The organism is Campylobacter gracilis, assembly GCF_018374135.1.
GTDB lineage: Bacteria > Campylobacterota > Campylobacteria > Campylobacterales > Campylobacteraceae > Campylobacter_B > Campylobacter_B gracilis_A.
The window spans coordinates 15,912-39,226 of sequence record NZ_JAHAFS010000001.1 but is presented as its reverse complement, the minus strand read 5'-3'; the positions used below and the strand labels follow the sequence as shown (position 1 = coordinate 39,226).

The 23,315-nt window shown below is 48.6% G+C and carries 21 protein-coding genes and 1 pseudogene; 18 read left to right on the top strand and 4 right to left on the bottom strand.

Features of this window, described 5'->3' with window-relative positions; translation table 11 throughout:
- The first annotated feature begins 360 nt into the window (after nucleotides 1-360).
- Both KH703_RS00180 and KH703_RS00175 read left to right on the top strand, forming a co-directional pair.
- Nucleotides 361-735, top strand: coding sequence for an EthD domain-containing protein (locus KH703_RS00180; RefSeq protein WP_304293081.1), 375 nt, complete (start codon nucleotides 361-363; stop codon nucleotides 733-735).
- Between the two features lie 799 nt (nucleotides 736-1,534).
- Nucleotides 1,535-2,221, top strand: a complete 687-nt coding sequence (locus KH703_RS00175) for a tetratricopeptide repeat protein (protein WP_304293079.1) — start codon at nucleotides 1,535-1,537, stop codon at nucleotides 2,219-2,221.
- 637 nt (nucleotides 2,222-2,858) lie between these two features.
- On the opposite strand, the gene KH703_RS00170 is transcribed toward KH703_RS00175, so the two are convergent.
- Together KH703_RS00170 and KH703_RS00165 are read right to left on the bottom strand one after the other, a co-directional pair.
- On the bottom strand, nucleotides 2,859-4,241 hold the full coding sequence (locus tag KH703_RS00170) for an FAD-linked oxidase C-terminal domain-containing protein (protein ID WP_304293077.1): 1,383 nt from the start codon (nucleotides 4,239-4,241) through the stop codon (nucleotides 2,859-2,861).
- Nucleotides 4,234-4,962: a plasminogen-binding N-terminal domain-containing protein gene (locus KH703_RS00165; protein ID WP_304293075.1), complete on the bottom strand. Its 729-nt coding sequence runs from the start codon at nucleotides 4,960-4,962 to the stop codon at nucleotides 4,234-4,236. Before KH703_RS00165 ends, KH703_RS00170 begins: the two co-directional genes overlap by 8 nt.
- Before the next feature lie 138 nt (nucleotides 4,963-5,100).
- Here KH703_RS00165 and KH703_RS00160 point away from each other — a divergent pair, with 138 nt between their 5' ends.
- From KH703_RS00160 to KH703_RS00085, 16 genes and pseudogenes are all read left to right on the top strand, one after another.
- On the top strand, nucleotides 5,101-6,270 hold the full coding sequence (locus tag KH703_RS00160; protein ID WP_299224279.1) for a peptidoglycan DD-metalloendopeptidase family protein: 1,170 nt from the start codon (nucleotides 5,101-5,103) through the stop codon (nucleotides 6,268-6,270).
- Between the two features lie 8 nt (nucleotides 6,271-6,278).
- A complete protein-coding gene (mgtE, locus tag KH703_RS00155) occupies nucleotides 6,279-7,658 on the top strand; it encodes a magnesium transporter (protein ID WP_005871953.1) in 1,380 nt (459 codons plus the stop codon).
- Complete coding sequence (locus KH703_RS00150) at nucleotides 7,643-8,230, top strand: NUDIX hydrolase (RefSeq protein WP_304293072.1); 588 nt, start codon at nucleotides 7,643-7,645, stop codon at nucleotides 8,228-8,230. The genes mgtE and KH703_RS00150 overlap by 16 nt, the downstream gene beginning before the upstream one ends.
- 67 nt (nucleotides 8,231-8,297) lie before the next feature.
- Complete coding sequence (locus tag KH703_RS00145) at nucleotides 8,298-9,344, top strand: alpha/beta hydrolase (RefSeq protein ID WP_304293070.1); 1,047 nt, start codon at nucleotides 8,298-8,300, stop codon at nucleotides 9,342-9,344.
- Between the two features lie 571 nt (nucleotides 9,345-9,915).
- On the top strand, nucleotides 9,916-10,533 hold the full coding sequence (locus KH703_RS00140; protein ID WP_304293068.1) for a trimeric intracellular cation channel family protein: 618 nt from the start codon (nucleotides 9,916-9,918) through the stop codon (nucleotides 10,531-10,533).
- Nucleotides 10,530-11,699 (top strand): acetylornithine transaminase, encoded by a 1,170-nt coding sequence (locus KH703_RS00135; RefSeq protein ID WP_304293067.1) that lies wholly within the window; start codon nucleotides 10,530-10,532, stop codon nucleotides 11,697-11,699. The genes KH703_RS00140 and KH703_RS00135 overlap by 4 nt, the downstream gene beginning before the upstream one ends.
- Nucleotides 11,696-12,793, top strand: a complete 1,098-nt coding sequence (locus tag KH703_RS00130) for an SAM-dependent methyltransferase (RefSeq protein ID WP_304293065.1) — start codon at nucleotides 11,696-11,698, stop codon at nucleotides 12,791-12,793. Before KH703_RS00135 ends, KH703_RS00130 begins: the two co-directional genes overlap by 4 nt.
- Nucleotides 12,793-13,119 carry a hypothetical protein gene (locus KH703_RS00125; RefSeq protein ID WP_304293063.1) on the top strand — a complete coding sequence of 109 codons (327 nt, stop codon included), beginning with the start codon at nucleotides 12,793-12,795 and terminating at the stop codon, nucleotides 13,117-13,119. Before KH703_RS00130 ends, KH703_RS00125 begins: the two co-directional genes overlap by 1 nt.
- Nucleotides 13,112-13,465: pseudogene (locus tag KH703_RS00120) on the top strand (RsmD family RNA methyltransferase); the annotation flags it as partial. The gene KH703_RS00125 and the pseudogene KH703_RS00120, both read left to right, overlap by 8 nt.
- A 195-nt stretch (nucleotides 13,466-13,660) precedes the next feature.
- Nucleotides 13,661-14,530 carry an RsmD family RNA methyltransferase gene (locus KH703_RS00115; protein WP_369692714.1) on the top strand — a complete coding sequence of 290 codons (870 nt, stop codon included), beginning with the start codon at nucleotides 13,661-13,663 and terminating at the stop codon, nucleotides 14,528-14,530.
- Entirely contained in the window at nucleotides 14,527-15,315 is a 789-nt protein-coding gene (locus KH703_RS00110) for a TIGR02757 family protein (protein WP_304293062.1), read from the top strand. The genes KH703_RS00115 and KH703_RS00110 overlap by 4 nt, the downstream gene beginning before the upstream one ends.
- 537 nt (nucleotides 15,316-15,852) lie before the next feature.
- Nucleotides 15,853-16,614, top strand: coding sequence for a TSUP family transporter (locus KH703_RS00105; RefSeq protein WP_304293060.1), 762 nt, complete (start codon nucleotides 15,853-15,855; stop codon nucleotides 16,612-16,614).
- 402 nt (nucleotides 16,615-17,016) lie between these two features.
- Nucleotides 17,017-17,286 carry a hypothetical protein gene (locus KH703_RS00100; protein WP_304293058.1) on the top strand — a complete coding sequence of 90 codons (270 nt, stop codon included), beginning with the start codon at nucleotides 17,017-17,019 and terminating at the stop codon, nucleotides 17,284-17,286.
- A 519-nt stretch (nucleotides 17,287-17,805) separates the two neighbouring features.
- Nucleotides 17,806-18,183 (top strand): RidA family protein, encoded by a 378-nt coding sequence (locus KH703_RS00095; RefSeq protein WP_304293057.1) that lies wholly within the window; start codon nucleotides 17,806-17,808, stop codon nucleotides 18,181-18,183.
- Between the two features lie 214 nt (nucleotides 18,184-18,397).
- Nucleotides 18,398-19,105 (top strand): hypothetical protein, encoded by a 708-nt coding sequence (locus KH703_RS00090; RefSeq protein WP_304293056.1) that lies wholly within the window; start codon nucleotides 18,398-18,400, stop codon nucleotides 19,103-19,105.
- A 31-nt stretch (nucleotides 19,106-19,136) separates the two neighbouring features.
- The gene (locus KH703_RS00085; protein WP_304293054.1) at nucleotides 19,137-20,153 is read left to right on the top strand and encodes a hypothetical protein; all 1,017 of its coding nucleotides are present in this window, start codon (nucleotides 19,137-19,139) and stop codon (nucleotides 20,151-20,153) included.
- Nucleotides 20,154-20,947: 794 nt separating this feature from the next.
- Here the strand turns inward: KH703_RS00085 and KH703_RS00080 are convergent.
- Entirely contained in the window at nucleotides 20,948-21,634 is a 687-nt protein-coding gene (locus KH703_RS00080) for an MOSC domain-containing protein (protein ID WP_304293052.1), read from the bottom strand.
- Nucleotides 21,635-21,780: 146 nt separating this feature from the next.
- Entirely contained in the window at nucleotides 21,781-23,193 is a 1,413-nt protein-coding gene (locus KH703_RS00075; RefSeq protein WP_304293050.1) for a sodium:alanine symporter family protein, read from the bottom strand.
- Nucleotides 23,194-23,315 lie beyond the last annotated feature (122 nt).

The following is a 23,315-nucleotide window of genomic DNA, read 5'->3' as shown; positions in this document are numbered from 1 at the left end:
TTTACTCGCTCGCCTAAAATAGACGGAATTTATGCGCGCCGAAAGTCAGTAAAATTTTCATCGTTCGCTAAAGCTTGGCGAAATTTTGCTTTGCCTGCAAAGAGCCTGCGGAATTTATTTTGGCGGCAGCCGTAAATGACGCTTTAGGTAGTTAAACCGAGTGAGATTGACAGCGATTTAAGTTTTAAGTGGCGAGACTTATGTATTTTGGCGGTTTGTGCTAGCGTGTACGGTTGCTATTTTAAGTTTTTGCAAGGTCTATTTAGACGCAAAGAACGTGAAGTAAAAATCGCAAAAAGGCGCGGAGGTATCATAAAATAGGGCGTAAATTTTGCGATAAATTTCATTTAGGGAGCGGTTATGTTTAAGATCACGATGTTAGTAAAAAGGGCGCCGGGTATCACGCAGCAGGAGTTTTTGGCGCACTGGGCGGCGCATTCGCAAAAGGTTTTGGCTAATCAAAAAGAGCTAAATATTATCCGTTATGCAAAAACTATTCCCGTCTTTCCCGAGGGGCAGAGCACCAAGCGTGAGACGGCAGCGTTTGGCTACGACGCGATGGGCGAGCTATGGTATGAAAGCGTGCAGGCGTTTGCGGACGCACGAAACAGCGAGGTAGCGCGAGCGGTGTTAGCGGAGCTGATGGCGGATGAGGCGCGGTTTTGCGATATGAAGAACTCCGTGATGTGGTTCGGCGAGGAGGCCGTGATAGAGTTCGGCTCCAAAAAAGCGTAAATTTAAAGACCGAGAGGATAAAATTTCATGGATCGTGTAAGCGGCGAAAAGCGGAAATTTATCGCTCATGACCGATACGCTTTTTTGGCATACAGCGCGCGGAATCGCGGCAAATATAGTGTTCATGGATGATGTGTGGGTGCAGCATACACATATGAAATTTACGCACGCGATACAGATATCGTGCGGCCTTGATTATTTTAAGGCTCATATATCTAAGTGGCGTGGATCTAAGAAGCCTGGGTATCGGAGCAAAAAATGCCTAAAGACGCATTACGCCCGCGATTTTGGCATAGAAAAGCCTATTTCTAAGATAAAACTTAAAGGCTGGCGGCGTAAAATTTTTTAAAATTTCTAAACAGCAATGCGAAATTTTCAAAAGTTTTCTAGGGCACGGCAAGATGCTTACCACGGGCTTGGTATATGGCAAAATGTTTTACATACTAGATCATCGCTCTGATAAATCGTCATTGAAGAGGTTGTAGGCGTTTTAGGTCTCAAAGATTAAATGCGTTTTAGTTATTATAAAGTACTGCAGGCGCCGTGGATGCCGCATAGACGGTGCGAGTAAAAAGTGTGGGGCAGCCAGCTATAAAAACAATCTTGCAATTAAAATTTTAATTTGTCTTTTTTAAAATTCTGCTCAAAGTTCCGTTTAGAATTTTATTTAAAATTTTGCTTGGGATTTTGATAGGAATTTTACAAGAATTCGCCGCAAATTTCACAGCTATTATCAAAAATTAAAATTTTATCCCTCGCTTTTTGCTATAATTATTTTTAAAATTTAAAAGGAGCAAAAATGAAAATTTTAGCGTCGATTGCCGCACTAATCGTAGCAGCCTACTTGCTCGCGCAGATATTTTTCCCGCAGGGGGTCTCGTTTGTCGGATGCGGCGTCGGTAGGGCTAATTCGTGCGAAGACTACGGAGCGTATTTGCTTGAGGAGCGCGATTATGAGGCAGCAAAAAAGCCGTTTGAAAAAGCTTGTGAAGCGGGGCTAGAAAATAGTTGTGCTATCGCGGGAGATTTATATTACGACGAGCAAAATTTATATAAAACTACGAAAGATAAGGGCAAGTCCGCGCGGTTTTATTCCAAAGCGTGTGAGCTGGGAGCTGCCAAAGCTTGCTACAATGCCGCGATAATCTCTTATAAAAATGCTGATAAGAAAAATACGTTCGCATTTTTTGCCAAATCATGCGATTTGGGACTAGGCGAGGGCTGCTTGAACGCTGCGGTTGCTAGCTACGAAGAAAAAGACTATCAGGGTGCTCTTAAGTTTTTCCTCAAATCTTGCGATGCTGCTTTGGCAGAGGGATGCCAGAGGGTCGGGCTAGCGTATTCAAAGAATGAATTTGGCGAGCCGGATCTGGATAAAGCGATGATCTATTACGACAAAGCCTGCAAGCTGGGAGCGGAGTTTAGCTGCAATGTAGTAGCCGCGATGAATAAAATAAATGCAAGCGAGGCTAATGCTACCAAATAGATGGTAGGGCTAGCTAGACGATAACACGGCGAGATAGAAATTAACTTAGAAATTTGACGGAGCTTTATGGAATTTCATGGAATTCCGCGGAATTTCGTCTTTAAAATTTTATTGCTGAAATTTCGCATATTGCGATAATGGCGATAGATAGTGATTTTAAAATTTCAGTATTTTGGAAGTTTAGAATTTAATCTATGCTGTGGATTTTATTGACAGAATTTTAACTTATCATAGACTTATCCATCGCGATATAGGAATTTCATCATAATCTTAGTATGTATCTTTGAAAGAGAAAAAAATGCGCAAACTAACGAGTAGCTATGCAATCACAGCTGATATGGCAAAAATATCCGAAAAGATCGCACGGGGTAATCAATCTGCGAAGTAAGTAAAATCAATTATCAAGTGGATGGAATCTATCAATAAACAAGTAAAATTATTCATTGCAAGGCAAGCAAAATCGATCTGTCAATGGGTAGATCAAGCTTGAAACTAACTCGAAGTAGCCTGTAAATAAGATAAATTGCAAGCAAGATAAATTTTAAGCAGGCATATTGTAAGAAAGTAAAATTTTAGATGGGGTAAGCGGGGTAAATCGATTTCAAATCACCGTAGAAGTTGGATGAGGATTTTAATTTTAAAGCCCCATTTTTCCGGGATTTAAGATGCCTTTTGGATCAAAAGCCCTTTTGATTGCGCGAAATAGCTCCATCTCTGCTACGCTAAAGGCTAACGGCATAAATTCTGCTTTGCTTAGCCCGATGCCGTGCTCGCCGCTGAGCGTACCGCCAAGATCAACTGTAGCTTTGAAAATCTCAGCAATCGCGTCATGTCCGCGTTGCACCTGAGCTTCGTCCTTTTTGTCGGCGACCATGACGTTGGTGTGGACGTTGCCATCGCCCGTGTGCCCGAAGCAGGGCACGTGCACGCCGTATTTATCGCCGATGCGCGCGATACGGCGCAGTAGCTCGGGCAGCTGCGAGCGCGGGACGGTGATGTCCTCATTTAGCTTAAGCGTGCCGTAGATATTGATCGCCTGCGAGCAGTTGCGCCTCGCAAACCAAATGCCCGCACGCTCTTCTTCGCTTTCTGCGATGCGAAAGTCGCTCGCGCCGTTTTGAACGAAAATTTCTTTTATGAGCGCGAGCTCCTCCAAAAGCACTGCTTCTAAATTGCCGTCTGTTTCGCAGATCAAAATCGCGCCCGCACCCTTCGGCAAGCCCTTGTGAAATTTCTCCTCGACCGCGGCTATGCACAGCGCGTCTAAAAATTCCATCGCCACGGGCGTGATACCAGCTGCCATTGTCTTATACACGGCATTCATTGCTGCATCTACGCTAGGAAAGACGCCCATCGCGGTCTTTTTAAGCTTTGGCATCGGGATTAGTTTGAGCGTGATTTCGGTGATGACGGCAAGCGCGCCTTCGCTTGCGATTAAAATTCCTACCACGTTGAAGCCTGCGACGTCTTTGATAGTGCGTTTGCCCGCTCGGATCACCTCTCCATTAGGCAGTACCGCACGCAGTGCCATTACGTAGTCTTTGGTGATGCCGTATTTTGCGGCGCGCATACCGCCGGAGTTTTCGGCGACATTGCCTCCTAGCGTGGAATAATCCTGGCTTGCGGGATCGGGCGGATAAAAAAGCCCGCGCGCTGCGGCTGCTTTTTGCAGATCGATATTTATGCAGCCGGGTTGGACTACGGCGAGTAGATTTTGCATGTCGATTTCTAGAATTTTATTCATATGTTTTTCAAATGCCAAAATCACTCCGCCGTTTGCGGCTAAAGATCCACCCGTAAAACCGCTACCTGCGCCTCTTGGAACTATGGGGATTAAATTTCCGTTGCAAAATTTTAAAATTTGACTGACATCGTCCTCACTTCGCGGGAAAAGCACGCCGTCCGGCAGGCAGCGTCTTTTCGTCGCGTCGTAGCAGTATGCCGTGCGATGAGCCTCGTCAAAATAGGCATTATCCGCGCCTAATAGATTTGTAAAAAACGCTTGCGCGGCGCTATTCATCGCCGTCTAAGCCCAGCAAATAGCGGTAGTGTTTGTCGTAATCGCTGATCGGGCCATTAGTAAAGTCCCAAATGACGGTCTTTATCTCGCCCACGCGTGAGTAAAATGGCAGCTGATAATAAGCCACGTTGCCGCTAGCAAACGTACGCAAAGGCTTGAAGCTGCCGCAGTCGGCAAATACGCCTTGTTTATCCATCGCGATAAAAATCAGTCCGGCGCTGTTTTGCGCGCAAATTTTACGAAAATCGTCACGGCTGGGATTTGGCTTGTGATTGTAGTTAAGATAGGCGCCGCCAAGATCCGGGTGGATAAAATTTATATTTGGAAAAGCCTTGATAACCTGCTCGTAAATTTCAGCGTTAGGCGCGACGATTATGGCGCGGTCATAGAGGAAATTTAAGATCACTTTATCGCCGCTTGAGGGTAAAATTTTAGGCAGCGGTAGCGCCTCTTGAGCTAACATATCAAAAACCTCAAATCGCACCTTTGCCTTGCCTGCGCTTTTTTGCGTCACGACTGCGCGCGCGATGATGGAGCTTGCGCCGCTACCGAAATTATGCATCACAACTCCGCTGCTACCTACGGCAATCGTAGGGCTATCTGTGATCTCGCCCGAACCATCCGCTACGCTAAGTAGGGCGGTTTCGTATCGCGGCATGTTAAATTCCGCCCCTATCGCCGCACTTAAAAATAGACCTAAAATAAGTAAAGTTTTTTTCAAAATTCTGCTCCTGAATAAAATTTCGGCTAATTATACATAAAACTTTGAAATTAGCGATAAAATTCCGCGGTATTTACGAAATATAAGCGTTTTTTCGTTACAATCCCGCCTTAAAATAATATTTCAAAGCGGTTTTATATGACTAGAATTTTTATATTGCTTTTTCTGTGGATAGGCGTAGTTTTTGCGAACAACCCCAGCGTAGAGAAGTTTGCCTGGCCCGATGGCGTGAGTCTGCTGCAATTTATGGAAACCGCGGGCATCCCCGCATCAGTGTATTATGACCTGGATAAAGAAGACCAAGAGCTTGCCGCTGAGGTGCGCGCGGGCGTAGAGTGTCAAATTTTGCGTGATCCCGCAGGCCGTGTCTCCCAGCTGTTAATCCCCGTCAGTGAGGAGCTTCAGATCCACATATACCGTGATAAATTCGGCACTTTTAGATTCGTTTATACTCCGATAGTTTATGAGGAAAACAGCTACTCTTTAGGAATTCAGATCGAAAGCTCGCCCTATCAAGATATCATCAAAGCTACGGGCAATGCGGCTTTAGCGAATGAGTTTATGCTTGTTTTTAAAAATGAGGTAAATTTTAAAAAGCTGCAAAAGGGCGATCGGCTTGTGATTCTATACGAGCAAAAAACGCGCCTTGGCAAGCCTTTTGGCGGAGTAAATATTACCGCAGGAATGATCGAGGAAAATAAAAAGCCCAAATCGCTATATTTTTTCGACGATAAATACTACGACCGAAGCGGTAAAAAGGTCGAATCTTTTCTACTAATCACGCCGCTTGTTTATACTAGAATTTCATCATATTTTACTCCCAAAAGATTTCATCCGATTTTAAAGCGCTATCGCGCGCATCTGGGTGTGGATTATGCAGCTCCCAAAGGCACTAGGGTAAATGCGGCAGGGGCGGGCAAGATTAGCTTCGTAGGGCGTAAAAACGGCTACGGCAATACCGTTGAAATCAACCACGGCGGCGGCATTAGCACGCTTTATGCACATCTTAGCGGCTTTGCTAGCGGCACAAAAGCAGGCGTTAGCGTCAAGCAAGGTCAGTTAATCGCCTACGTGGGCTCGACCGGGCTTAGTTCTGGACCGCATCTACACTTCGGACTTTATAAAAATAAGCAGGCGATAGATCCGCTTAAGGTAGTCAAGATTGAAAAAACTAACGTCATAAGCGCCGAGGAACTTAAATTTAAAGCCCTCGTCAAAGATATGGACGCCAGAATGGCTGCGGCTAAAGACGGCTCGAAAAACCCTACTAAATTTGAAAACTACGAGTCGCTTATCACGATAAATTAAGGCCAAAAATGGAAAATAAAGAGCAGCTGGACGACGTCGAGGAAGCCAAAGCGCTTCTTGATGCGCACTTGGACGATACGCTTGAACATGAGCTGAGTGCCGCCGATCTTACGGAGCATTTAAAAACTCTAAAAAAGCACGACGAAGAAAAATACGTAGAATTCTTAAAAAAGCTAGATCCTGAGGATCTTGCCGATGCTGCGCTTGAGATGCCCGAGCATATGCTCGAAGACGTCATCGAAACTCTACCTCACGAAAAGATCGTCAAAGCGATCGAGGAGCTAGAAAGTGACGATCAGGCGGAGCTTTTGCAAAACATCGGCGAAATCGACGAGGACAAGGCCGAGCAGATTTTCTACGGGCTTGACGAGGACGATCGCCACGACATCCTCACGATCTCCAAATATAGCGAAGACGAGGCGGGCGCGTATATGCAGACTGAGGTCTTTAGCGCGAGGCAGGATCAGACTCTGGGACAGGCGGTCGAGATGCTGCGCGTTATGCGCGAAAAGGACGAGATCGAAAACGTCTTTCAGCTCTTCGTGCTCGATAAAAAAGGGCACCTGCTTACTACCTTTTCGACGTCCGATCTGATTTTATACGATTTTTCGCTCACACTTGAGCAAATTTCACAAAAATTCGGCGCCGAAAATAAAATCCACTTCGCCACCGATACCGATAAGATCGACGATGTGATCAAGGACTTTGAGGAATTCGATCTTAACGTCATTCCTGTAGTCGATGCTAACGGCGTGCTCATCGGGCGGATTACCGCCGACGATATCCACGATCTCATCCAAGAGCGCGCCACCGAGCAAATTTACAACCTCGCGGGCGTCGATGACGAAGCCGAAGACGATGAGACTACGATCTTTAAGGCAGGTCGCGCGCGCGCTGTGTGGCTAGCGGTAAATTTATGCACGGCGATCGTAAGCTCCACGATCATCGGGCTTTTTGACGCCACTATCGAAAAGCTAGTCGCACTCGCCGTGCTTATGCCAATAGTTGCTTCCATGGGCGGCAACACCGGCACGCAGGCGCTTACGGTAACCGTGCGCCGCCTGGCCTTGGGCGAGATAGCGTTTAAAGACAAAAAGCAGGTTCTCTTTCGCGAGATCACGATCGCTTTTATAAACGGCTTAATCTTTGCCACGCTAATGGGGTTTGTGGCGTATTTTTGGTTCGGCATTAAGCTTTTAGGGCTGGTGATTGCGATGTCGATGGTGCTAAATTTAACTCTTGCGGGGCTTTTTGGCGCCGTCATTCCGATCACGCTTAAAAAATTAAATATCGACCCCGCCGTCGGCAGCTCCGTGCTGCTTACCACGGTTACGGACATCGTGGGATTTTTTAGCTTTTTAGGACTTGCGACGTGGATACTACTATAAAAAATTTTAAAATTTCCGAGCTTAAAAGCTCGAATTTCGTTAAACCCTTTCGCTTAAATTTTGAAATGGATGGCGTAGCGCGCGCGTGGGACTGCGTCAAGGTGCACGATAGCGTCTCGATTTTGCTCTACCATACGCAGCGCGACGCGCTTTTGCTCGTTAAGCAGTTTCGCCCCAGCGTGTGGTTTTATCAAGAGGAAAATTTAATAAATTCGCCCGAAAAGGGCTACACCTATGAGCTTTGCGCTGGCATTTTAGACAAGGGCATCAGCGAGGAACAAACGGCGATCGAAGAGGTGCTCGAGGAGACGGGCTATGCCGTGAAGGATCTGAAATTTATCACGAGCTACTACAGCGCCCTGGGCTTTGCGGCGAATCGTCAAATTTTATACTTCGCGTGCATCGACGAATCGATGAAGATCGGTAGCGGCGGCGGCGTGGACGGCGAGAAGATCGAGCTTTTCTACCTGCCTGCGGCTAAGGCGCGAGAGTTTATGTTCGACGAAAAGATCGTGCGCGCGCCGGGGCTGATTTTGGCGTTTCAATGGTTTTTGAGCGAGTTTAAGGCTTAGCGGCGAGGCGGAACTTCGCATGCTGTCGCGCGTTTTTGTGTCTCGGCTTTAAATTTAAAGGATGGCGATGAGGGTTTTATTTAGGCTGTGCGTTATCGCGGCGTGTCTTTATGCAGCGATCGCGGCGGGACTTTATATCTTTCAGGAACGGCTGATATTTTTGGGCGAGCCGCTGGATAAAAACTTCAAATTTAGCTTTGAAAATTCCGAATTTGCAGGACTTGTGAACGCGCCCGAGAGCGGCGCGCATTTAGATATGCAGGCGTCCGCTACGCAAAATAGCACCTCTACGAAGAACAGCGCGGACGAAGGCGCTTCCGCAGCGAGCGACACAAAAGAAAGCGGCTCCGCAGCGGGCGAGACTAAAAGCGAAGGCGCTCAAACTAGCGCCGAGCGCGTCGGCGAAAATACCGCTCGAGACGCCGCTACGGGCAATAATGCAAACGCCGCTGCGATAAAATTTCAAGAGATCAATATCCCGTTTGAGGGCGAGCTGGTAAACGGGCTGAAATTTAGCGCGGCAGAGCCTAAAGGCGCGATTTTGTTCTTTCACGGCAATTTCGGCGACGTGAGCGGCTGGGGCGCATACGGCGCGGATTTTGCGGCTTTGGGATATGATTTTTATATTTTCGATTACCCGGGTTACGGCAAATCTGACGGCAAAATTACATCGCAGCAGCAGCTTTTTGCGAGCGCCGATGCGATGAGCCGCTACGTTTTAGCGCAGCATTCGCCAAGAAAGCTCACGATGATCGGCTACTCGATCGGAAGCGGCATCGCAGCACAGCAGGCTGCGAAGCGGGATGCGGCGCGGCTGATTTTGCTCGCGCCATATTTTAGCTTCGAGCGGCTCGCGCATGAAAAAGCCCCCTTCGTGCCGAAATTTTTGATCCGCTACAAGATTCCGACCGCGGAATTTTTGCAAGCAGCACGCGGCACTCAGATCACGCTCATCCACGGAGCCGCAGATGAGCTGATACCCGTGCATCACTCGTATGATCTTGCGGGGTCTCTTAAGGCGGGCGATCTATTTTATGAAATACCAGACGCGCGGCATAATGGCCTACTGGCAATGCCCGGGACTTGGAAGATTTTAAAAGAGAGGCTGCGCTAATCTAGCGGAGCTCGGCGTAAAATTCCACGCAGAATTCGACCGCTAAATTTTAAAATTTTACGTAGAATTCCGCGCGGGCTCGCTCTCCGTAAAATCGCATGAAATTTTATAACGGCAAAACACGACGCCAAAAACGAGGGCGCAATTTCAAATCAAAATTTATGCGCCGTTAGCGTAAGCATAGAGCCAATTTTGTAGCGTTAAATTCTTTCTAGCGTGCAGGTGCTGAAAATTTTAAACTAAAATTTGTGCTAGGCCGCAACGCCGTATGTTTTAGCCGCGATAAAATTCTGTGAAATTTTATCTCCGCAGCCGTTTATAAATTTCAAGTCTAAATTTTATATTTGCGCCCTGACGGCGCCGTATTTTAGCCACGTAGAATTCTGCCGCATAAAATTTTACCTAGCGAAATTCTGTCTCGTAGAATTTTAATTCGCCGAGCTCAAATTTTATCCGCCGCTCTGAAATTTATCCCGCCGCGTCTAAATTTCTCCAGCCCGTCGCGCTTTACCGAAATTTATATTTAGTTGTTGTAAAATGCGTTTTTAAAAGGATTTTAGCGGTTTGTGATATGAGTATTTTAGAGCTTACGGAGTGCGTAGGCATCGCTTCGGCGGCGCTTAGCGGGTTTTTATTCGGCGTAAAGAAGGGCTGCGATTGGCTTGGGATCTTTATTGCGGCATTTTTGACGGCGCTTGGCGGCGGGATCATGCGTGACACCTTAGTAAGCCGCGAGATATACTCGTTTACGCACTATGCGCCCGTAACTATCGTGCTTGCGGTAAGTGCCGTAGCCATTTTTGCCAAACTTTACGAAAATCGCGATTTGGAGGGTAAATTTTTATTTATTCTAACCGATGCGATCGACGTCGTAAGCTTTTCGATCGTGGGAGCGATGGTCGCGCTAAGCTATGATCACAACGTTTTCGGCGTGGTGCTAATCGCGTTTTGCAACGGCGTGGGCGGCGGTATTTTGCGCGACGTACTGCTGAATGAAGTGCCGTGGTTTTTGCATACGGGGCTTTATGGCACGATAAGCATGGGCGTGGGCTTGATATATTTCGTGCTTGATGGATTGGGGCTTAGCGGCGTAGTTTCAGTGCTTATTTTGCTGGTTTTAGGGGTTGCGTTTCGCATGGTGGCTTATTACAAATCTTGGCATCTGCCTAAAGTGGAGTATAAAAAATGAACTATTTGATGGATAATTTCGCGCGCGTAAAGGTAGCGCTAGTAAGAGGCGAGGGCTCGATAGTCTATGACGAAACGGGTAAAGACTACGTGGATTTTGGTGCGGGCATCGGCGTAAACTGCCTAGGGCACGCAAACGAGATCGTGCTGGAAGCGATCGGCACGCAAGCCGCGCAGATCATCCACGGCTCAAATATCTATAGAATTCTACCCCAAGAAGCCCTGGCTCAAAAGATTAGCGAGCTTTTAGGATACCGTACATACGCGGTGTTTTGCAACTCGGGCGCGGAGGCGAACGAAGCGGCGATCAAAATGGCGCGCAAATATGGCACCGTAAACTTCCCTAATAAAAAATTTGAAATTCTAACTCTGCGAAATTCTTTCCACGGTCGCACGCTAGCGACGCTGCAAGCTACCGGGCAGGAGAAATTTCATCCGGAAATTTTTGCGCCCTATATGCCCGGGTTTAAATTTTTCGACGATATCGAGGAGATCATCGCGCATATCGATGAAAACAGCGTCGCCGTGATGATAGAGCTAGTCCAGGGCGAGGGTGGCATTAAACCCCTGGATAAGGCTAGCGTGCAAAAGCTGGCGGCTGTTTTGAAAGAGAAAAAGCTGCTTTTGATCACCGACGAGGTGCAGTGCGGCGTATATCGCACGGGCGAGTTCGCGACGTCGCAAATTTACGGCATCCGCCCCGACATCATCACCTTTGCCAAAGGTCTTGCGGGCGGTGTGCCGATCGGCGCGTGCGTGGCGCAGCAAAATATTTTCGCTCCGGGCGAGCACGGCAGCACCTTCGGCGGTAACTTTTTGGCGACCTCTACGGCGCTTGCGGTGCTTTCGCAACTTCAGTTTTTAAAAGCGAGCGGCAAGCTTGATAAGACTATAAAAAGATTTATCAAAAAACTAGACGCCATCGCCGCAGACTATCCTAGCCTGATCGAAAAGCGCGTGGGGCTCGGTCTGATGCAAGGCCTCGTGCTACGCGATGAAAAAAACTTGGGCGAGATCTTTAACAAAGCCCTGCAAAACGGGCTTTTGATCCTAAAATCCGGCAAGCGCACCCTTAGATTTTTGCCTGCATTAAATATCAAAAAATCCGAGATCAAAGAGGGCTTCGCGCGCCTACGCAAGAGCCTGGACGAGATAGCGCGGGCGTGAAATTTAGCGATTTTTTTGAGAGCTGGCTAAACGAGAACTACTACGCAAATGCCGCTAAAATCGGCAAGAGCGGCGATTTTTATACTGCCGTGAGCGTAGGGAGCTTCTTTGGGATCTGCATCGCGCGCGAAATTTTACGCTTAAGCGCGGATTTTGGCGCGAAGCAAGAGTTAAGCTTAGATGCGGCGGCAAGCTCAGGCGCATCGCGGCAAAACCTTGCGGCTAATCCTCGCAAGCTAAATTTAGATGTCGCACTTGCAAAAAAGCCACAAAATAGCGCTAAAATCGCTATTGTAGAGATCGGCTCGCACGACGGGCGACTGCTTTGCGACATAGTGCAAGCCATCTTTACGCTAGGCGGTGCGGCGGCGCTTGATAAATTTAGCTTTGCGATCATCGAGCCGCACGAGCGTCTGCGCGAGCTGCAGCGGGCGAGCTTTGCGGAGAGCTTCGGCGGCGAAATCGCGCTAAAGCACTTTACAAGCGCGCGCGAGGCGAAATTTAAAGATGCGATCTTTGTGGCAAATGAACTTTTCGACGCCTTTAAATGCGAGGCGGTGGACGGCGAAAATATGCTTTTTATAAAGAGCGGTGCGGCAAAATTTGCTCCCATAAAAGAAGGTGAAATTTTGACCCTTACGCGTAGATTCGGTATCTCGCGCGGCGAAATCCCGGTCAGATACTTTCGCTTCGCGCGCGAAATTTGCGCCAGCGCGCAGCGGTTTTATTTCATCGCCTTTGATTACGGGCAGATGGGCTCTAGCGGCGATTTTAGCCTGCGAATTTACCGAAATCACGAAGTTTTTAGCTTCTTTGAGGTGCAAAACTTGAGCGATTTTTACGGCAAAAGCGATCTTACCTACGACGTAAATTTTGAAATTTTACGCGCGGCGTTTGAGGACGCGGGCGCGGCAGCGACAGATTTTAAAAGACAGATCGCAGCTTTGATAGACTTCGGCGCGGCTGAGCTTTTAGAGCTTTTTATGCAAAAAAGCGGCGAGAAGGGCTACCTAAATGCGCTTTTGCAGTTCAATCACCTGCGTGCGGAGTTTGGCGAGAAGTTTAAGATGATAAAATTTAAAAAGGGGCTTTGATGAAAGCTTTTATCGATTGCGACTGCGAAATTTTACAAAAGACGCTGGAGCTGTTTTTGAAAGACCATGCCGCAAGTGCGCAGGATTGCGACTTTGTGATAAGCGATGAGCCGCAAAGCTCGGCAAAACCGCTATTTTTAATCGGCGAGGACGGAGATTTGACGCTACCGTTTTCAAAAAATACTCTGCTATCGAAGTTAGAAGATTTCCAAGGCTCGCTAAAGCGGGATTTTGGCGAATACGACGCGGCGGAAGAGGAAATTTGCGCGCTATTTGATGAGTTCAAGGCAAAAATCATCGAAATTTTAAGAAGGCAAAATGGCTAAATTTTCCAAACCTGACGGCGCGCTCTTTACGCAAATTTCAAGCGGCATTTACAAAGGCAAAAAGCTCGCTCTGCCCGCGCTTTCGAGCACGCGTAGCACGAAAAGCATCGTAAAAGGCTCGTTTTTCGATACGTGGCGAGTGCAGTTGCGCGGCGCGGCGTTTATCGAGTGCTTCGGCGGCAGCGGCGCGATGGCGCTTGAAGCGCTAAGCAACGGCGCAAAAAACGTTTATGCGATCGAAAAGGATGTCGCCGCGCATAAGATAATGCGGAAAAATTTTGAGCTTTTCGGGCTCGGCGCAAATGCGATTTTGGGCGATTGCTTCGAGCGACTACCCGAAATTTTGCGCGAGCTGCAAGCGAATATAAACGGATGCTCGGGCGCGAATTCGTTAAATTTGAGCGGCAAAAATTTAGACAAAAACCGCGCTTCCGATGCCGCCTGCTGTGAGAATTTAAGTAGCGAAAAAGAGGGCTGTCGCAAAAGCTTTAGTAGCGTAGAGCAGGGCGAGGACGGATACCGCGCCGCGCAAAACGTTGGAATGGAAGGCGGCACGCAAAGCGGCGTAAAAAATTTAGCAAAATGCGGCATGCGAAGCAGTGTGCCTGACAGTGCTCAAAATAGCGCGCAGATCGGCGCAAATGATGATTACGCAGGCATGGAGAGCTTTGGCGATTGTGCCCAGATTGGCGATTATGCGGGCGCTTCTAGTATAAAATACTGCGTGAATTCGCTAGCTGCGGACGTCGCGAACTTTAGCGAAAAGTTTGACGATAACTGCGCTTCTCAATACGACGCGAGCGGCACTGAGACCGCTAATCGCAACGTAAATTTAAGTTCAAAATGCGGCGAAAGTTCTAATTTTGACGCAAATCGCGGTGCAAGCCTAAGCGTGAGTTGTGAAGAAAAAGAAATCTTAAATTTAGGCGAGAATTTTGCCACTAGCTACAGAGAAAATTTACATTCAAACGCAAATTTCGTCTATGATTCAAGAAAAAATTCTACTGAGAATTCTGACGGCAATTTTGCCGCTAGCTACGGAGAAAATTCGCGCCCAAACGTAAATTTAACCCGCGGTTTAGGAGAAAGCTCTGCCGCAAACGATTTAGGCAAATGTTCTGTTGCAAATTCTAACGAAAGCCATACTGCAAATTCCAAAGAAAATTCCGTCTCCGATCCCGCGCGCAGAGTGTTTGTATATCTGGACCCGCCGTTTGCGATTAGGCAGGGCTTTGGGGAGATTTACGAGCGAGTGCTGGCGCTGATAGCGCGCCTGGGCTCCGTGCAGTGCGAGCTGCTAATCGTGATCGAGCATATGAGCGAGCTTGAGCTGCCGCCTAAAACCGGCGATTTCGCGCTGCTTAAATCGCGTAAATTCGGCGCTACGACGATGAGCTACTACGCAAAATGAAAAGCTTAAAGCAAATTTTAGATTATTACGCCGATTTGAAAAATTGCGACGCGGATCTTTTCGGCGCGCCCGATCCGCTGCAGGTCGCAAAGGGACATCGAAACGACGTCGTAGCGCTCATCTGTGCGCTGTTTGCTTACGGTAACGCGGCTCAAATTTTAAAATTCCTCCGCTCGCTTGATTTTTCGCTTTTAGACGGGAGCGATGAGCGCATTGGCGCGGAGCTTGCGGGCAAAAAATATAGATTTCAAAGCCCGCGCGACGTCGCTGAAATTTTTATAACTTTAAAGCGGCTTAAAAATAGCCTTAGTATCGAAGATAGCGTGCTTTGCGGCATGCAAAAAAGCGGACGGATCGAGGATGGGATAAATTTTTTAATCGGCGAAATTTACAGATTAAATCCTTATCGCAGCCAGGGATATGAGTTTTTTTTCGGGCGCGGCTTCGCGAAAAAGCCCACGTCGCCGTACAAGCGCTACAATCTCTTCCTGCGCTGGGCGGTGCGCGACAGCGACATCGATCTGGGGCTGTATAAAAAGATCGAAAAATCGCGTCTCCTCATCCCGCTCGATACCCACACGCATAAAGTTTCACTTAAGCTTGGGCTGATCGATCGCAAGAGTTACGATTTTGAGGCGGTTTTGCAGCTTACGCAAAGCTTAAGGCGCTTCGATCCGAGCGATCCCATCAAATACGACTTCGCGCTGTATCGCCTTGGACAGAGCGGCGAGATAGATAAAATTTTACCTGTACTAAGCGCGAGTTTAGATAAAACTGCGAAGTAAGTCGGCGGAATTTTATCTGATACGAGCGGGGCGATGAAGTTTTATGGAGCTTTGGTGCGGGTGTGCGGCGGAATTTTGCGCTGTGCTGCCGCGTAAGTGGGGGCTAGCTTTATGAATTTGCCGTACGTTTGAGTACAGCGCGCCGAAATTTCATAAAATTTTAGCAATAGATCGCTTCATAAAATTCTACAAATTTCACGGATAGCTGCGTAAAATTTATAGGGCTGCTGTCTTGCAGAATTTGGATAAAATTTCGCCGCTTTGCGCTACTTAAATTTTATGAAATTTTGCAGCTTGTGCGCGACGCGATAAAATGCATGGAGCTAAAACGGCAATCGCGCGGTAAATTTCATAAAATTTAAGCAGAGAGGCGCGGCAAAATCCGATATAATTCCGCGAAATTTTATAGGATTTCACGAAATTATAGTAGGCATTCGTATGCACTTTGCGGCGCATGGGCGGTTTGCGATCGTAATTGCGAGGAATTCTGGCAGGCGTTCATAGCGCGTGCCTGTGTGATTTGAGAAAAGGACAAAAATGGAGCTTGAGCTTTGGCAGTTTGCGGTGCTTTTTGCGGCGGCGTTTTTCGGCGGATTTATCGACTCGATCGCGGGCGGCGGCGGGTTGATTTCGCTGCCTGCGCTGCTTGCCGTGGGCATTCCGCCGCATGTAGCGATCGCCACAAATAGATTTCAAGGCAGTTTCGGAAGCTTTACCGCCGCTTTAAATTTCATCCGCAAGGGTTACGTCGATGCGGCGGAGATCTTGCGTGGCGTGATTTTTACGTTCATAGGCGGACTCGTCGGTGCTTACGTCCTGCTTCTAATAGATGCGAAATTCCTAAACTACCTCATTCCGATCCTGCTGCTAGCGCTTTTCTTTTATATGATTTTTTCGCCAAACCTTGGCGAAGCGCCCGCAAGACCTAAGATGTCAAAAAATAGCTTTTACGCGATTTTCGGGCTTGTTTTGGGCTTTTACGACGGATTTTTCGGCCCAGGCACAGGCTCATTTTGGACGTTTGCTCTCGTGGGAATTTTAGGGCTTTATATGAAAAAGGCGGTCGCGCACACGAAGGTTTTAAATTTCACCTCAAACATCGTCTCTTTGAGCGTTTTTATCATCGGTGGGCAAATTTTATGGCTCGTCGGAGCGGTGATGGCGGTCGGACAGATCGCGGGCAGCTTCGCAGGCTCAAGCTTGGTGATGCGATGCGACGTAAAATTCGTGCGCAAGATGCTTTTGTTCGTCGTTGCCGCCACGATTTTAAAGCTACTTTACGGACTGATTGCAAGTTGATTACAGGACTGATTGAAGGCTGATCGCAAATTGATTACAGACTGGTTGAGGACCGATCGCGGGCTAATCTCAAGCCAAAATCATAGAATTTTATACAGGATTTCGTATAATATTTCACGTAAAATTTTATGAGCTTTCGCCGATATTCTACGATAGCGTCGATCTTGCCGCCTCGATGGTGCTTAGTTTACTGCTGCGGCGCCATATTGCCGCAGCGTTGCGCCGAACTTACTGAGACACTGCCAATTTACTACTGCAGCGTCGATTTTATCGTAGCGTTGTGTTGATCTTGTCGCGACTACGCTAAATTCATCGCTGTTGCAATGTTGGTTCTGTTGCCGTTGTGTCGAAGGCTTCGCTTGTCGCGAGGTTTTTGATTTTATTATTTTGGTAGCGTTAATTTTGCTCCGCTATATCGACAAATTCGTTACCGCACTTGCTACTGCGAGGATTTTAATTGCGTTGCGCGGTGTCGCACTGATTTTTTATGACGGCGCTGTTATTTCTGCTGCGATGGTAGCGATTTTGGCTCTGCTTTTACCGCCCCGTCGCCCGTATCACTATCGTGGGCGGCTTGGTTGTGCTGTCGCGACATTGATGGTCTTGATGGTGCAAGGATTTGATTTGCTGTACAACGATGCCGATGAAGTTTCATCCATTCGCATCGGTTAAATTTAGCCACATTGTCTGTATCTATTTCGTCGTATCGCCATGCATTCATTTGGTACCGCTGATAGAGTCGTTGTATTGCCGAGCGCACAATGCTATCGTGCCCGTGCTATGAAATTTTATATGTTTATGCCCACAAAATTTTAAAATACCGCTCCATAGATCATTTCGCCGTGCCGCCCGTACGTACTACCAAATCCACTCGCAGCGATTAAATTTAGCCGCACTTTCACGCTCTGTTTTGTTACGCCCATCGGATATTTAAATTTTGCCGTTTCGCCGCCACGGCTCGCTATTCCGCGCTAACTACCTCTCACCATATTGCTCTCTCTATATTTGTACGATAATAACTGCACCGCTGTGCTTATACTAACAAAATTTAGTTACCCTCGCCGCCCATTAAATTTCATCGTACCAGCCGCATCCGCAATCTTAGCCGCCCGCCCGCAAAATTTCGCCGCCTAAAGCAATGCTAAAATATTTTGCGATAAAATGGGCGAAATTTTTCACAAAGGATTTAGTATGCAGATCATCTCGACTTCCGATGCGGCGCAGGCCATCGGACCGTACTCCCAGGCGATCAAGGCGGGCGGGCTCATCTTTACCTCGGGGCAGATCGCGCTTAAGCCTGACGGCGAGTTCGTCGCGGGCGGCGTGGAGGCGCAGAGCAGGCAGGTTTTGCAAAACCTCGCCGCGATCCTGAAAGAGGCGGGTGCGACGCTGCAGGATGCCGTCAAAACGACGATTTTTCTGGCTGATATGGGCGATTTTGCCGCGGTGAACGAGATATACGCAGCGGCGTTCGGCGAGCACAAGCCGGCTCGCAGCACGGTGCAGGTCGCCAAACTCCCCAAAGGCGCGCTTGTGGAGATCGAAGTAATAGCGCTGGCTAGGGCTTAGCGCTAAATTTAGATCGCTAGAACACTGGGGGTTCGCATTCTCGGTTAAAATTTAGACGCGGGCTGCTCGAAATTTTAAACGGCTCGCTTTGGTCCTGAAGTCAAGCGCTTTTAAATTTAGATTTTCAAAGCCGCGCCAAACGCCCGCGGGTTTATGCAAACAGTGCGTCTGGTGCGCTAAGGCGTTAAAATTTCTCGCTCGAAACGGGATCAACATGATAGAAGAACTTATTCAAAAATCTAAAAATATCACGGCCTCGGGGCGCAGCGACATAGAGCCCGCATGGATCGCGCAGGCGCAGCGGCGGCTCGGTTTTGCGCTGCCTGCGAGCTACAAGCAGATGCTGCTAAGATACGCCAGCGTGAGCGCGGCGGGGACGGAGCTAAAAATGATCGCGCCGCTCGAGTTTACGGACAGTGCCGACGCCGACATCTGCTATACGTATGAGGTAAATCTCAAAAACGGGCTATTCGCCGTGGACGAGCTCGTATTCTTGCAGCTAGAGGACGAGGAGTATTATTTTAAAATTTTGCCCGCAGGCGACATAGCGGACGGCTCGCCGAATACGGCGCGCGGTAAGACGGCGGAGAGCACGAGCGGCGAAGCCATGGGCGAGACGGTGCGCGATACGGTCGTCGCGACGGTATCCGACGGTGCGAAAAATAGGGCACCTGGCGACGAAGCGCGCGTGGAGGGATCGCTGGATGCGGCGCACGATATGAATGCCGAAACGACGTGTAAAACGGCGGGCGCGACAATAAGCGACGCAACAGACGAGGCCGCAAGTGGAGCGACAAAAGAGATAGCGAGCGAAGCGGCAGGCGACGCGCCGTGCGAATACAAGGTCTATGTGCGCGACTATGCGGAAGGCGAGGATAGGCTTTTCGCAGACGATTTTTACGGGTTTTTGGAAAAATTTTAAGACGAAATTAACACAAAATTAGGAGCGATAAATGGGACTGTTTGACATTTTTAAAAAGGATGAATTTGACGTCGACGTGCGTTCGGACGGCATTTTCATAGGCGGCGTAAACTGCGAGTTTGATCTAGCTAAGCTTAACGAAGCCTTGGGGCAGCCGCGCGTGATCGATGACGGAGAGGGCAAAAGCCGCTATTTTTGGGATGAGGCGGGGATTTTCGCCTTCGTGCGCGCAGGCGAGCTCACAGAGCCGAAGCTTACCGAGATGGTTTTGATGCTTGAGGTCGCAAAGGGCGTGCAGCACGAGGTTCCGCGCAAGCTCTACGGCGGCACGTTCACGATAGATGGCAAGCCGCCGCTTGAGGTCGTGCCTGAGCACGAGCTGCGCGGCGCATATATATTTTTGGAGCTTAACCTGGGCAAATTTGAAGTCTCGCTAGCTCTCGCCGAGGCCGTGCAGGAGCGCATAGGCGCGATGGACTTCGCCGAGCGCTTCGCTAAGCGCGACACCGACGAGATCGCAGACATCGTGCGAGCTGCAAAAATGCCGATAGGGCGCGTCTGCATCAATCAAAAGGCGAAAAAGATAAAGCGCAAGCCGAGCGATAAATTTAAGCTTCCGCGCGCGACCGGCGAGACGCTAGCGTTTAAAAATTTCAATTTCAAAATCGCCGTGATGAACGAGCTGATGTATGAAAAAGCCCTGCTACAGCCTAAATTTGACGTGTTTGAGTACTGCGAGGAGCGCGGCATCGATCCGTATGCGGACTTTGGCGCCCTGCCGCAAGCCAAAAAGTGGTTTAAGGACTATCCGGTCCCCGCAAATCTGGCGGAGCAGGTGAGCGAGCTCTATCTTGACGGCGGAAACGAAATTTATCTGCAAATCGCGCCTGATTGGGACGGCGAGGATGAGCTTTTTGACATCAAAAATCTAGACGCCGCCGAGCTTGCGCCCTTCGTTAATCTTAAGAGAATCGAAACGACCGGTATCGGCATATCTAAAAAGGCGCGAAAAGCCTGCGCGGATGCGGGGATCACGGTAGTCGATTAAGCGCGTGAAAATGGACTTTGAGCTATACGGCGTGCGGTTTTTAAAAATCTGAAATAGGCTTTTGAGTTGCGGTCGCGCTCTTAAAAGGTTGTAATTGTTGCCGTGCCGCGCAAAATCCGCGTAAAATTCTACTTATATCGAGCGCTATGAATGAGCTTTGAAAGGCGCTTGGTAAAGCATCTGACACGTCTAATTTGGCGCGCGTTAAAAGTTTAGAGGAAGCTCATTTACAGCATAAGAGCTGCGTCGCGCGAGTAAATAATTTGCTTTTCGGCTTTTATGGAAAATTCGCTGCGTAGCAAGAGGGTTAAATTTACCGCTTTTAAATTTTAAAATTTACAAAGAGCGGCGCGTGCGGCTTTGAATGTGCGGTTAAATTTAGACTTCATAGCGGTTTAAATTCTAAGCGTAGTTAAATTTGCGTTTTTAATTCCGTTTGTAATTGTATCATGTCATAAAATAGGGCAGAGAACAGATCGCATTTGCGTGCGTGCGGCGCGGATTAAATTAAAATTCCAGCTTTGAAATTTTACGGCTCGCACTTAAGAAGTGGTTTTGCGCGCTGATACCGAAAGCCTAGAAGATGTTTTAAATGCTCAAGTCGAGAAAGTATTTTGCAGGCTGGCTCGCAAGAAAGCGTTTTTTATAAGCTGATTGATGGGCTAGAAAGTGCCTTGAAAGCTAGCGTTAGCGGGTTTATAAAATTTTTGAGAACTCGTACCGGAGGGCGTATTAAAGCTAACGAGACGCGGCGCTGCTTTGCTGGTCTTATAACGCCGCTTCGAGGCTAAATTTCATAGCCGCATAAAGCTGTCGTCGTAGCCGCCTTCTAGCTTGCGGCGCATATCCTCGCGCCATTTTGGAGTAAGCGTCGTAAGTAGGTTAAATTTTGCTAACAGCCCTTCATCGATACGCTCGCCGTAAAATAGACGGTTGAGCTCCATCACGCTCATCATAGCGGGGTCGCGCTCTACGACGTAAATCTCGTCGCCCGCGCGGCACGAGCCCGCCTCCAGCACGCGGTAGTACCAGCCGGTAAGTCCGCTACGCGCGATCTCCGCCGTCATCTCCGCGTTGCCCCAGCGCATCGAGAGCTTGTAGCAGGGCTTGCGCGGCTGACTTACTTGCAGCATCAGCGAGCCTATGCGGTGCACATCGCCGATGCATACGTTTTGCTCGTGTAGTCCGCTGATCGTGAGGTTTTCGCCCATTGCGCCGTAAGCTAGATTTTTAAGCCCCAAAAACCTCTCCCACGCGGCGTAATTTTGCAGCGAGTTGGCAAAAATCGCCTTTTCCTCTCCGCCGTGATGCAGCGTGTCGGCTACCGCGTCGCCCTCGAATCCAAGCTCATTCGCGCGCACTTCACCCGCTCTGGCTTGCTTGAATATCGCCGTCTCCCAGCGCTTTTTTAGAGGCTGCGTAGCGCGCTCGTCGCCGTAAGCGCGCGGTTGCCCGGTCAGTAATGCCTTTAAAACGGGCATTTTTCGCTCCTTAAAATTTGCATCCGTTCTCCTTAGATCATAAAATTTAGGCAAGGATTTTAGCTCGAAAAGAATTTTAAAATTCTAAATTTTACAGCGATTATGCGCTAAATTCCAAGTGCGAGCTTGAAATTTAGCGCGCGGCGTTATTTGTAGTCGTTCGCGTCGTAACTTTTGCCGTCGTTAAAGTCGCTCAAAAGCCGCACGACGACGGGGCTAAGTAGGATGATCGCGATTAAGTTGGGGATCACCATCAGTCCGTTAAACATATCGGCTAGCCCCCAGACGAGGTCGATCTTTTGCACGCTTCCTATGAATACGAATGCGACGACTAAAATTTGCAGGAGCTTGACGAATTTTGCGCCCAGGAGGTATCGCACGTTGATCTCGGCGAAGTAATACCAGCCCAAAATCGTGGTAAATGCGAAGAAAAACAGACAGATCGCCACGAAGCCGTAGCCGCCGCTGCGACCCAAAATTTGCGATGCGAAGGCTTCTTGCACCAGCGAGATGCCCGAAAATACCGCCTTGCCGTTTTCGAAGGTGACTACGTCGGTGCTGAGTACGACGAAAACGGTGATGTTAAGCACGATGAATGTATCGACGAAAACGCCCATTATGCCGAGCACGGCTTGATCTACGGGGTGTTTGACGTTCGCTGCGGCGTGTGCGTGCGGTGTCGAGCCCATGCCCGCTTCGTTTGAAAAGAGCCCGCGTGCGATGCCGTATCTCATCGCAGTAGCGATCGTAGCGCCAGTAGCGCCGCCCCAAGCAGCCGATGGATCGAACGCGGCTTTGAATATCAACGCAATGACGGATGGAATTTTATCGAAATTTGAGCCGATGATGACGAGACCCACCAGCACGTAGCAGATCGCCATTAGTGGTACGACCTTTTCGGCTACGCGTGCGATCGCTTTGACGCCGCCAAAAAAGATAACGCAGCAGATGAGCGCTAAAGCTGCTCCGCTCACCCACTTCGGAATTCCGAATGCGCCGCTAAAGCCGTCGGAGATAGAGTTTGCTTGCACCATATTGCCCATGAAGCCCAAAGCAAAGATGATAGCTAGCGCAAAAAATGCCGCTAAAGGCTTGGCAAAGGAGCTTTTAAGTCCGCGGCTGATGTAAAACGCGGGCCCTCCGATCATGTGTCCGCTGTCGTCCTTGGTGCGGTAAATTTGAGCCAGGCAGATCTCTGCAAAGTTCGTCGCCATGCCCAAAAACGCCGCACACCACATCCAAAATATCGCGCCCGGTCCGCCCATTACTAACGCGGTGCTGGCGCCTACCAGGTTGCCCGTGCCGACCTGTGCGGCGATCGCCGTGGCGACGGCTTGGAACGAGCTCATGCCGCTTTTGCCCGCAGCCTCGCCGTGCAGGGAGAAGTTGCCGAAAAGCTTGCGCGCGCCCATTTTAAATTTAAAAATCTGCACCAGGTGCAAGCGCGCCGTAAAATACGCGCCGGTGCCGCAAAGTAGGGCGATCAGAAAGTACGGACCCCACAAAAAGGAGTTGATCGCGTCGATTGTGGCGGTGAGTTTGTCGAGAAAATTTTGCATGATCTTTTCCGTGAATTTAAGATGCGAAAATATATTTTAAAAACTCTTAAATTCCTATAAATCGAGAGAAATTTAAGAGAAATTTTAAAGCGTTTTTATAATTTTACTCAAGCATTGAGCAA

Bases quoted from the DNA above. Each gene is read 5' to 3' on its own strand.
- KH703_RS00095 (WP_304293057.1), top strand. From the start codon at position 17,806: ATGCAGATCATCTCGACTTCCGATGCGGCGCAGGCCATCGGACCGTAC.
- KH703_RS00090 (WP_304293056.1), top strand. From the start codon at position 18,398: ATGATAGAAGAACTTATTCAAAAATCTAAAAATATCACGGCCTCGGGG.
- KH703_RS00160 (WP_299224279.1), top strand. From the start codon at position 5,101: ATGACTAGAATTTTTATATTGCTTTTTCTGTGGATAGGCGTAGTTTTT.
- mgtE (WP_005871953.1), top strand. From the start codon at position 6,279: ATGGAAAATAAAGAGCAGCTGGACGACGTCGAGGAAGCCAAAGCGCTT.
- KH703_RS00145 (WP_304293070.1), top strand. From the start codon at position 8,298: ATGAGGGTTTTATTTAGGCTGTGCGTTATCGCGGCGTGTCTTTATGCA.
- KH703_RS00180 (WP_304293081.1), top strand. From the start codon at position 361: ATGTTTAAGATCACGATGTTAGTAAAAAGGGCGCCGGGTATCACGCAG.
- KH703_RS00080 (WP_304293052.1), bottom strand. From the start codon at position 21,634: ATGCCCGTTTTAAAGGCATTACTGACCGGGCAACCGCGCGCTTACGGC.
- KH703_RS00125 (WP_304293063.1), top strand. From the start codon at position 12,793: ATGAAAGCTTTTATCGATTGCGACTGCGAAATTTTACAAAAGACGCTG.
- KH703_RS00175 (WP_304293079.1), top strand. From the start codon at position 1,535: ATGAAAATTTTAGCGTCGATTGCCGCACTAATCGTAGCAGCCTACTTG.
- KH703_RS00105 (WP_304293060.1), top strand. From the start codon at position 15,853: ATGGAGCTTGAGCTTTGGCAGTTTGCGGTGCTTTTTGCGGCGGCGTTT.
- KH703_RS00140 (WP_304293068.1), top strand. From the start codon at position 9,916: ATGAGTATTTTAGAGCTTACGGAGTGCGTAGGCATCGCTTCGGCGGCG.
- KH703_RS00170 (WP_304293077.1), bottom strand. From the start codon at position 4,241: ATGAATAGCGCCGCGCAAGCGTTTTTTACAAATCTATTAGGCGCGGAT.
- KH703_RS00135 (WP_304293067.1), top strand. From the start codon at position 10,530: ATGAACTATTTGATGGATAATTTCGCGCGCGTAAAGGTAGCGCTAGTA.
- KH703_RS00110 (WP_304293062.1), top strand. From the start codon at position 14,527: ATGAAAAGCTTAAAGCAAATTTTAGATTATTACGCCGATTTGAAAAAT.
- KH703_RS00115 (WP_369692714.1), top strand. From the start codon at position 13,661: ATGGAAGGCGGCACGCAAAGCGGCGTAAAAAATTTAGCAAAATGCGGC.
- KH703_RS00075 (WP_304293050.1), bottom strand. From the start codon at position 23,193: ATGCAAAATTTTCTCGACAAACTCACCGCCACAATCGACGCGATCAAC.
- KH703_RS00085 (WP_304293054.1), top strand. From the start codon at position 19,137: ATGGGACTGTTTGACATTTTTAAAAAGGATGAATTTGACGTCGACGTG.